At 62.2% G+C, this 9,077-nt stretch carries 11 protein-coding genes and 1 pseudogene; 4 read left to right on the forward strand and 8 right to left on the reverse strand.

Annotated elements, in window-relative coordinates:
- Together VFE81_RS18445 and VFE81_RS18450 are read right to left on the reverse strand one after the other, a co-directional pair.
- A partial coding sequence (locus tag VFE81_RS18445; RefSeq protein WP_325045970.1) for a magnesium and cobalt transport protein CorA occupies positions 1-880 on the reverse strand: 880 nt, incomplete at its 3' end.
- 145 nt (positions 881-1,025) lie between these two features.
- Positions 1,026-1,466 carry a hypothetical protein gene (locus VFE81_RS18450; protein WP_325045971.1) on the reverse strand — a complete coding sequence of 147 codons (441 nt, stop codon included), beginning with the start codon at positions 1,464-1,466 and terminating at the stop codon, positions 1,026-1,028.
- 286 nt (positions 1,467-1,752) lie between these two features.
- Between VFE81_RS18450 and cydX the strand changes: the two genes are divergently transcribed.
- Together cydX and VFE81_RS18460 are read left to right on the forward strand one after the other, a co-directional pair.
- Positions 1,753-1,902, forward strand: coding sequence for a cytochrome bd-I oxidase subunit CydX (cydX, locus tag VFE81_RS18455; protein ID WP_325045972.1), 150 nt, complete (start codon positions 1,753-1,755; stop codon positions 1,900-1,902).
- Entirely contained in the window at positions 1,899-2,519 is a 621-nt protein-coding gene (locus VFE81_RS18460) for an ATP-binding protein (RefSeq protein WP_325045973.1), read from the forward strand. The genes cydX and VFE81_RS18460 overlap by 4 nt, the downstream gene beginning before the upstream one ends.
- Before the next feature lie 153 nt (positions 2,520-2,672).
- Here VFE81_RS18460 and VFE81_RS18465 read toward each other — a convergent pair whose 3' ends face one another.
- The 3 genes from VFE81_RS18465 to VFE81_RS18475 form a co-directional block, all read right to left on the reverse strand.
- Positions 2,673-3,770 (reverse strand): saccharopine dehydrogenase family protein, encoded by a 1,098-nt coding sequence (locus VFE81_RS18465; RefSeq protein WP_325045974.1) that lies wholly within the window; start codon positions 3,768-3,770, stop codon positions 2,673-2,675.
- 273 nt (positions 3,771-4,043) lie between these two features.
- Entirely contained in the window at positions 4,044-4,502 is a 459-nt protein-coding gene (locus tag VFE81_RS18470; protein WP_325045975.1) for an Lrp/AsnC family transcriptional regulator, read from the reverse strand.
- A gap of 166 nt (positions 4,503-4,668) precedes the next feature.
- Positions 4,669-5,553: a LysR family transcriptional regulator gene (locus tag VFE81_RS18475; RefSeq protein WP_325045976.1), complete on the reverse strand. Its 885-nt coding sequence runs from the start codon at positions 5,551-5,553 to the stop codon at positions 4,669-4,671.
- Positions 5,554-5,738: 185 nt separating this feature from the next.
- Between VFE81_RS18475 and VFE81_RS18480 the strand changes: the two are divergent.
- Positions 5,739-6,258, forward strand: a pseudogene (locus tag VFE81_RS18480) (Spy/CpxP family protein refolding chaperone).
- 334 nt (positions 6,259-6,592) lie between these two features.
- Positions 6,593-7,030, forward strand: a complete 438-nt coding sequence (locus tag VFE81_RS18485) for a PGDYG domain-containing protein (RefSeq protein ID WP_325045977.1) — start codon at positions 6,593-6,595, stop codon at positions 7,028-7,030.
- 112 nt (positions 7,031-7,142) lie between these two features.
- Here VFE81_RS18485 and VFE81_RS18490 read toward each other — a convergent pair whose 3' ends face one another.
- The 3 genes from VFE81_RS18490 to VFE81_RS18500 all read right to left on the reverse strand — a co-directional run.
- The gene (locus VFE81_RS18490; protein ID WP_325045978.1) at positions 7,143-7,511 is read right to left on the reverse strand and encodes a DUF3022 domain-containing protein; all 369 of its coding nucleotides are present in this window, start codon (positions 7,509-7,511) and stop codon (positions 7,143-7,145) included.
- A 100-nt stretch (positions 7,512-7,611) separates the two neighbouring features.
- Entirely contained in the window at positions 7,612-8,424 is an 813-nt protein-coding gene (locus VFE81_RS18495; protein ID WP_325045979.1) for a YhfC family intramembrane metalloprotease, read from the reverse strand.
- 71 nt (positions 8,425-8,495) lie between these two features.
- Positions 8,496-9,077, reverse strand: a 582-nt coding sequence (locus tag VFE81_RS18500) for a substrate-binding domain-containing protein (protein WP_325045980.1), incomplete at its 5' end; no start/stop codon positions are given.

Genomic DNA, 9,077 nt, shown 5'->3' on the forward strand with positions numbered 1-9,077 from the left:
CAGGGATGGTCTGGAAGTTCATCCCGTAGATACCGGCGATCATGGTCGGCACCGCGAACAATGCGGCAAACGAGCCGAGCCGCTTGGTCACCTCGTTTTCGGCAAGCGAGATCATCCCCAGATTGACCTGCACCGCGGTCACAACCAATTCGCGCCGGCCGTCGATGGTTCTGACGATCCGCTCGAGATGGTCGTAGACGTCGCGGAAATAGGCTTGCATGCCTTCGCAGACGCTCGGAATCCGGCCGCCCGTTAATTTGCTGATCGCTTCCTGAAGCGGCGCGATATGGTGCTGCAGAATCACGAGACGGCGTTTCAGCGAATACAGATCCTCGATGATCGCCCGCGATGCCACCGAATTGTTGCGCTCGAAGATGCGATCTTCGAGTGCCTCGATCTCAGTGTTCATCGCCTCGACGATCGGAAAATAACGATCGACGATGTCGTCCGCCAGCGCGTACAGCACGAACGCCGAACCCTCCTTGAGCAATTGCGGCTCGCGCTCGCAACGGGCGCGAACGTTCTGGAAGCCGGCGCGCGTGCCACGGCGCACCGACAACACATAGTTGTGCCCGACGAACACGTCAACCTCGCCGATCACCAGTTCGCCCGCTTCGTCCATTTCCACGGTATGCATGACCGCGAATAGCGACTCGCCGTACTCCTCGATTTTCGGACGCTGATGGCCATTTTGCGCATCTTCTATCGCGAGTTCGTGCAGGCCGAACTCGTGTTTCATCACGGCCAGTTCTTCCGGCTCCGGGTCTTTCAGCGCGACCCAGACGAAGCATTCGGGCCGCGCCACGTAGTCGCTGATGCTCTCGATATCGATGTCGGCCAGCTTCCGGCCGTCCTGATAGGCGGCGCAATTGATTAGCATGTTGGATTACCTTGAAAACGGAATAGCCCGGCCGGCTTCGCATTGTGCGCAAGCCCGGCGGGGGATCTGCCTGAACGAATACACGACAGCCGCCATGTTAAGGGCTCTGCGTGAGCGTCATGTATCCAATTGTTAAAGCCCTGCGCTATTGGGCAACCCGGCGCAAAGCGATGCGATGATCTTCCCCGAAGATGACCGACGCCCGGTTCGTATAACGGGTATTGGCTGTGACCGTAAAGCGCATCTCCACGACCGGATCGAATTGCGTGGAAACACCGATGCGGTGCACGCCCGGGCTCAGATAGAAGACCACATGTTCGCCGTTCATCAGATCGGTGACCTGCTCACCGTCGATATACACCAGGGCATCGCGAAACCGGACGATAACGTCGCGGGAACGTTCGCGCCGCACGTCCACGGCAACCAGTCCGGTTCCGGGCTGCGTATAACCGGGCTGGACGATGCGCGCTTGCGGCACCTCCTTGAAGGGGACGGGTTCTGCCGGTGTGGAGGCGCAGCCGGCGAGCGACGCGATGGCAAGCGCAAGCAGCGCGGCTTTGCAGTGGAAGTGCTGGCGCATCGGCATGCTGGGTCTCCCGTGTTGCTGCTGGTGTTGCTGCGGGTGTTGCTCTTGTTATAGGCGCATTGCGCCATCCTGGCCGAACGGCCTGCCACCGTGCTCCCTCTTGCACAGGACCGCGTTCTTCTTCATGATCGCTGCAAAGCGCTGCGTTGTGGGCGCTGCGCGCTGCGGATTTACCCTCAGATCCGCCGCGCGCCACCTTTGTCTGCCAGCAGGTTCGCTTCTCTGTGCCGGCTATGCGCCACGCGTCATCGCCGGCCTCGCCGCACATACGACCAAGGAGACTGCAATGTGGTATTTCACCTGGATTCTCGGCATCGGCGTGGCGTTGGGCTTCGGCATCATCAATGTGATGTGGCTGGAAGCGAGCGGCAAATTCGTGCGTGACCCGCAACGTGCCGGCACCGCGCGCGCCACGCTCGAGGACACGTCTTCGTGACTCATCTGGTTTTCTTCTGCGGCCACGCAGGCACCGGCAAAACCACCCTGGCGAAGAAACTGATCGGCCCGCTCATGCAGGCGAGCGCCTCGCCCTTCTGCCTGCTCGATAAAGATACGCTGTTCGGCCGCTATAGCGCGGCCGCCATGGCCATGCTGACCGGCGATCCGAACGACCGCGACAGCCCGCTTTTCCTGCAGCACCTGCGCGATCCCGAATATCGCGGCCTGCTCGATACGGCCCGCGACAATCTCGAGCTCGGCATCAGCGCGCTGGTGGTCGGGCCGCTGTCGCGCGAAGTGCGCGAGCGGCGCCTGTTCGATCGCGCCTGGCTGGGTATCGGCGCGGACGTGGCGCTGCGGGTGGTGTGGGTCACCACATCGGAAGAGATGGCGCATCAGCGTATCGTCGATCGCGGCAATCCGAACGACACCTACAAACTCGCGCATTGGGACGAGTATCGGCAACGCCGCTTCCTGCCGAGCGGCGATATTTGCGAAGACCTGTTGATGTTCGACAACACCGCGCCAACCCACGCGGATTACGAAGCGTTGCTCACACGCATAGTAGGCGACCCGTATGCGTCGTCTGCGATGCTGCCGCCGCTGCCTGTGTAGCACCGGCGTTTCAAACGCAAAGAACGCAAAACGCCCCGCATGGCGGGGCGTTCATAAAGCGGCCTTCTACAGGGCTTTCTTCGTTACTCGCGGCAGTCATTGCCGCGTCGTCGCACGGCCCCCGGTTTTGAGCCTCAAGGCGACAGACGCGGTTTACACCGTCGCCATCGCATCCAGCGACTGCCCTTCGTACAACTGGCCAAAGCGGTTCGCGAGGAAGTCGCGCAGCGACACCTGTTCCTGGCGCACAAAACCGCTTTGCGGCAGTTTCTGCTCGCGGAACAGATCGAGCACCGCGCACATCGCGCCGGCCGTGGTGATCTGGATCGCACTCATCGCCACGCCACACACCGTCTTCGCGAAGATTTTGCGAGTGAATACTTCCTGCACCAGTTGACCGTCGCGCATGCCGCTCACCGTGATAAACACCAGCACGACGTCTTGCGCAGTCGCGGGCACCGAACGGCGCATGATGGTCTTGAGCGTATCGCGGTCGCTCGAAAGACGCAGGTCTTCCAGCAGGAACTGCATCAGGTTACGGTGGCCCGGATAGCGCACCGACTTGTAGTCGAGCGATTCGACGCGGCCCGCCAGCGTTTCGCATAGCGTGCCTAGCCCGCCGGAGGTATTGAAGGCTTCGTATTCGGTACCGTCGAGCGAGAAGTGTTCGAGGCCTTCGAGCGGCTGCACCCACTGCGTGCGGCTGTCGCGGATCGCTTCGCACGGCTGACAGTACTCGTTGATCAGACCATCGACACTCCACGTCAGGTTGTACTTCAGCGCATTGGTCGGGAATTCCGGCAGCGCGCCGACCCGCATCTTGACGTCGCGGATTTCGGTGAAACGGTTCGCCAGTTCATGCGCGGCGATGCCAATGAAGCCCGGCGCGAGACCGCACTGCGGCATGAAGGCGTGATCGGCGTCGTCGGCGATCGCGCGGATCGCGCTGGTGGCGCGCACGTCTTCGGTCAGATCGAAGTAATGGACGCCGGCGCCCCTGGCTGCCGTCGCGACATTCACCGCGAGGTAATACGGCAGCGCATTGACGAGCGCGTCGAAGCCTTGCACGGCAGCGCGCAGCGCGGCGGCATCGGCGGAATCGACACGGCGGGTCGGGATGCCCTGGGCGGCGAGCTTATCGAGCGCGTGCTGATCGCGGTCAAACGCGACAACGTCGTAGTCGCCGGTTTCACGCAACATGTGGGCGATGGTGTGACCGATCAACCCTGCGCCAACGATGGCTACTTTCATGCGCTTCTCCTTTGTCGACCGGAGTTAGCGCTTTAGCGCCTACTCCGGTCCCATTCAACATGGTTTGTTATCTGCTGTCTCCAGCTTGGGAAGTGCGCTGCGCTTGGCGCGGCGCCCGGCGGGCTGAACCCTTGAGACACAGTTTAGGGAGAAGCAAAAACAGTTCATACACGCAAAATGCTGCGCTATGACCATTAACTTCGACGTTATGACGATCTGATCAGTCAATAAGTCGAAAACATATCAAAACGGCGTAAAAACTGGGCGGCAGAATCACACCATGCCGCGGTCGATTTTGCGCGCAAGAATGATCGACGTCGTGGTTCGCTCCACCCCTTCCAGCCCACCGATCTCGTCGAGCAGATCGTTGAGGCGATCAGGCGAATCGGCACGCAACCACGCAACATAGTCGAACTCGCCACTCACCGCGCATAGCAGTTGCACCTCGGGCATCTTGCCGAGACGTTTCTGCACGGCAGGCCCGTACTTCGGCGCGATGATGATGCCGACATACGCCTGGATGCTCGAATCGAGCACGTCCTGGCCAAGCCGCACGCTATAGCCGCCGATCACGTTGCTGCGTTCGAGCCGCGCAATCCGTGCGATCACCGTAGTGCGCGCCACGCCCAGTTGACGTGCGAGATTGGCAACGCTCTCACGGGCGTTGGCCTGCAGCATCGCAACGAGGTTGCGGTCGAGGTCATCGAGTTGGTCGAGGCGCGGAGGTCTCATCGTGGGCGAAAGAAGTTGGTCAGCAGTGGGCGGATTATCGCGCGTCTTCGATATCGGGCGGCAGGCAGAGGAACCCCGAGCCATCGCCGACCGAATGATGAGCGGCTAGCAGCGATCGGGAAGCGGCTGTGAACAGGCGGGAAACGCAGCAAGGCAAGCGGCAAGATCACACCCCGAACCGCTCGATCACGAAATCGATAAAGCTGGTGAGCTTGGGCGTGGCGCGGCGATCGCGTGGGTAGACCAGATGAACCGGCGCGCCATCGGGCAGATAGTCTTCCAGCACCGACACCAGTTCGCCGCTGGCGATCTCTCTTGCAAGCAGCGCCTCCGGCTGCAACACCAGCCCGAAGCCGCGTAACGCGGCAACCTTGAGCGCCTGGCCGTTGTTTGCCCGGAACCGTCCGGCGCGCAGCTGGTTTTCGTTGGCGTTCTCGCCGCCTAGTCGCCACAACCCCTCGCGGCCCCAATGCAGAAAGCCCAGGCATTCGTGCTGCATCAGATCGGCCGGCGTGCGTGGTGTGCCGACCCGTTCCAGATAGGCCGGCGACGCGCACGCGCGCATCCGGTAAGGCTTCAATGGCCGTGCGACGAAACTGGAATCCGGCAAATGGCCGATTCGCACCGACGCATCGAAGCCCTCCTCCACCAGATCGATCACGCGATTCGACAGATCCAGTTCGAGGCTCACGTCCGGCCATGCGCTCAGGTAGTCGGTCATCGCCGGGGCAAAGACTTCGACGCCGTACGTCAGCGGCACCGTCACCTTCAATACCCCGCGCGGCGCGGATGCCATCGCCTCGGCGAGCGACTCTGCCTCCTTGACGTCCGTCAGAATGCGACGGCACTGCTCGTAATATTGCCGGCCGATTTCAGTCAGACTCTGACGGCGCGTAGTGCGCGTCAGAAGCCGCGTCGCGAGCCGTGTTTCGAGCGAGCGGATATGTTTGCCCACCATCGCCGACGAAATGTCAAAGCGCTCGGCGGCCGCCGTGAGACTGCCCGCCTCGACCACTGCGACGAAGATTTCTATGCTGACGAATTTGTCCACCCGCTATTTCCTGTTCGTTTCGGTTGTAAGCGTTTGTCGCACTGCAGCCGCATTGTAGGGATATCGTGATACAAATAGCGGCGACGGCGAAGTGGGCAGCCGGCCGCCTTGCGTCGCTATGCCGACGCGTTGAGCCACTCGCCATGCTCGCCTTGTCATAATTCGAACAGACATCAGGAGTTTCGATGAAAAAAGCACTCGTAATGCTGGCCACCGCAGTCGCCATGAGCGGCGCGTTCGCACAAACTTCCGCACCGGCTTCGGCACCGGTTGCCGCCGCAGCTTCGGCACCTGCCGCAAAAGCTGGTCACGAGCGCAACGTCGAAGACCGCATCACCTACCTGCATAAGCAGTTGAAGATCACTTCGGCGCAGGAATCGCAATGGAGCGCGTTCGCCGACGTCATGCGCAACAATGGCCAGACGATGGGGCAGTTGTTCCAGCAGCGCAAGGCTGACACGAACCTGTCGGCAGTCGACGACATGAAACAATACGCGACGATCGCGCAAGCGCATGCGGACGGCATGAAGAAACTGGTCGATGCCTTCGATCCGCTGTATAGCAGCTTCTCGCCGGAGCAGAAGAAACTGGCCGACGTGACGTTCCATCAGGGCGGTCCTGAAGGCGGCCATCGCCACCATGGCAAGGACGGCAGCAAGAAAGCGCCGGCCGCTGCCGCCGAGTGATGCGGCTGTGAAGCAGTAAGAGCTTGATTGCGCGGTTGATTGCGTAGTTGATTGCGCGCGGTGCGGGTTTCCGCGCTGCGCGCCTGGTTCTTTTTCCTTTGGTGGCGGGTTGTGTCCGCGTGCCTACGGCGCTGGTGTTTGCCCGACCAGTTTGTCTGCGCGGCACGTTCTGTCTCAGTGCCCGTCTTTGCGCCCGTCTTCTTTGCATCCACTTCGCAGACGAATAGCCAGGGCCGCTGCCAATGGCAAAAGAATCCGATCTTCACATGCATCTGGCATGATGCGAGTACGCCGCGCCGGGACGTCAAGTCGCGGCCCGGCGGGCTGTCAAGATCTCCACACCGACTCGCTTCATGACCGAACTCAAAAATCTCGATCTGAGTAAAGATGCAAACGCCCGGCGCGTCGTCAAAAACGAAACCGTGAGCGTTGAATTCGCCGCCGCCGAAGGCGAACTGATGAGCCTGGAAGGCCCGAACCGCTATGCCCGCGGCGACGCGCTGATCACCGGATCGACCGGCGACCGCTGGGTCGTCTCACGCGAACGCTTCGACGCCAAATACCTGCCGGAAGACGCCGCCCTCGCGCATGGCGAAGCCGGTGCATACCGCAATCGTCCGGCTGTCGTGCTAGCCAAACAGATGAATGAGGCGTTTTCACTGGCCCGCTCAGCGAGCGGTGGCGACGTGCTGCACGGCGCTCCCGGCGACTGGATCATGCAGTACGCCCCCGGCGACTACGGCGTGGTACAGGCCGTACGCTTCGCGAAGGTCTACAGGCTCGCGGACTGAGCATAGCCTGTGTCACGGGCGGTGAGTGGTGGCCGGCTCGGCGCGGTAAGCCCCGCCGCACTCGGGACCGTCTTCCCGTCAATGGCCCGAAGGTCTCGAGTCAACCGTTTCTTCAGGCAAACTCGTCGCCGAGATCCACCGTCACATCGCGCGGCACCGCCTCGCCGTTCGCATACTGCTCTTCGAGTGAGCCGATGCTCGCTTCGACATACGCCCGCAGCACCGCGAAACTTCGGCCTCGCAGCCGCGCCGGCAACGCGCGATAACGCGACAACGCTGTCGGCGCGATCACCACCGTCATCACGATCCGACGCGCGGCCGCACCAAAACGCATTGCAATCCAATGAATCGCCAGCGTTGGCGTGCCGTCTTCGCCCGCATGCTGGATGAACCGCGTCTGCTCGGGAAACAGATCGCTGATGACGCGCGCCAATTCCTCGAACTCGGGATTCGCGCAGTCGTATTGGTAAGCTTCTTCCATGAGATGTGCCGAAAGGATAAGCCTGAACGGCGTACCGAAAGGGTACGCCGAAAGTTAGAAAATCACGGATGGTCGGTGTAACAGGCGGCGCGCAACAGGCTCACGCGGCAACCGCCGGGCGACGGAACGCTCTGAACAACAAGCCCGCGACAATCACCGCCCCCACCGCATACAGGCCGTCCACGGCGGCGAGCGGCATGAGCTGCGCCTGGAACAACGCAGCCGGCACGTCGACCAGCGCGTGCAGCGCAATCGCGAGCGGCAGGATGCCACGCCAGCCAGCCCGCACGCCACGCCACATCAGCACCGACAAGCCGATCTGGAATACCAGCGCGGCTACCCGCTCGAGCGCGAAAATGCCGGCCGTCTGGGGCGTCAGGCTGGCGAGAATCAAGTGGATACGCATCACCGAGTCGGTCGGCAGATTGCTCAGATAACCGTCCAGCTCGCCGCGGTTTTCGAAGACGGCGAACAGGATCCATTGAATCTGCACCAGCACGCCGACGAGCCAGGCTTCAGCGCCGCCGTGACCGAGGCCATAAGTCAGTGCGGTGCCGTCGCCCTTGCCTGCCACGGCGGACGCGGACTTCGCCGCCGCGCGCTTGAGCAGCAGGCGCATCCCGATGAAACGCCCCACTTCCTCGCAGATACCCGCGACCAGCGCGCCGTACACCACAAAGGCCAGCGGATGGGACAGGAAGGTGGCCGTCGCTTCGTTCCGATGCAGCACGTAGTCATTCAGCGCGCGCTCGATCACCATCGCAAACAGCGCGAAGATGGCGATGCCGGTGATCGCATCGCGGGGATTCAGCGCGAGTGGCCGGCGCAAACGACGGTAGATCAGGAACGGTAAGGCCGCGACGAACAGGGTCGCGACGGCGAGGCTCGAGAGAGTAATCGGTGCAACAACCATGAGTTTCCTTGCGATGACCGGCGCGCACCCGCTGCGCGCCGCAGCCCGAATGATCGCAGATCAGCGCGAAGTCAGCGCAAAGTTGAGGCGCGGACGATCAATTCGCCTGGCAAGAGGCAGTCGCGTGCGGTGGTTTGAATCCCCTCGATGCGCTCATGGAGGAACTCGACCGCGCGGTAGCCGATCTCGTAGGTCGGTTGACGGATCGTGGTGACGCCGGTCAATTCGGCCCACTCGGGATCGTCGATCGACAGCAGCGCGACGCGCGCCTGCCAATCCGCGCCATAGCGCGCTTTCAGATGGAGGGCAAGGCACAGCGCGACCGGCGCGTTCGCCGCGAACAATGCGATGCGCCTGGCTTTGCCGGTGGCGTTAGCCGAGGCTTTGCGAGCGGCGTCATCTGCGGCATTGCCTGTGGTGTCATCTGCGGCATTACCTGTGGCGTCATCTGTGGTGTTGCGTGCGGCGCTACCTGTCGCGCTGGCCATGGCGCCGCCAGGATCGTCAACTGCATCGATTGCGCGGTCCAGTTCGGCGAGGGCGCGCTCCACGGCCGCCGGTTCCCCAAGGTTCAATACCAGCGTATGCCCACGCGCGCCGCCGGTGCTGCTTTCACCCTTTCGGCCGTTTGTACTGCCTTCGCCTTTTCCGCT

The sequence above is a fragment of the Paraburkholderia sp. genome (assembly GCF_035656215.1).
GTDB lineage: Bacteria > Pseudomonadota > Gammaproteobacteria > Burkholderiales > Burkholderiaceae > Paraburkholderia.

Excerpts from the sequence above, each read along its gene's own strand:
- cydX (WP_325045972.1), top strand. The coding sequence starts at position 1,753 with ATGTGGTATTTCACCTGGATTCTCGGCATCGGCGTGGCGTTGGGCTTC.
- VFE81_RS18465 (WP_325045974.1), bottom strand. The coding sequence starts at position 3,770 with ATGAAAGTAGCCATCGTTGGCGCAGGGTTGATCGGTCACACCATCGCC.
- VFE81_RS18490 (WP_325045978.1), bottom strand. The coding sequence starts at position 7,511 with ATGGAAGAAGCTTACCAATACGACTGCGCGAATCCCGAGTTCGAGGAA.
- VFE81_RS18470 (WP_325045975.1), bottom strand. The coding sequence starts at position 4,502 with ATGAGACCTCCGCGCCTCGACCAACTCGATGACCTCGACCGCAACCTC.
- VFE81_RS18450 (WP_325045971.1), bottom strand. The coding sequence starts at position 1,466 with ATGCCGATGCGCCAGCACTTCCACTGCAAAGCCGCGCTGCTTGCGCTT.
- VFE81_RS18485 (WP_325045977.1), top strand. The coding sequence starts at position 6,593 with ATGACCGAACTCAAAAATCTCGATCTGAGTAAAGATGCAAACGCCCGG.
- VFE81_RS18495 (WP_325045979.1), bottom strand. The coding sequence starts at position 8,424 with ATGGTTGTTGCACCGATTACTCTCTCGAGCCTCGCCGTCGCGACCCTG.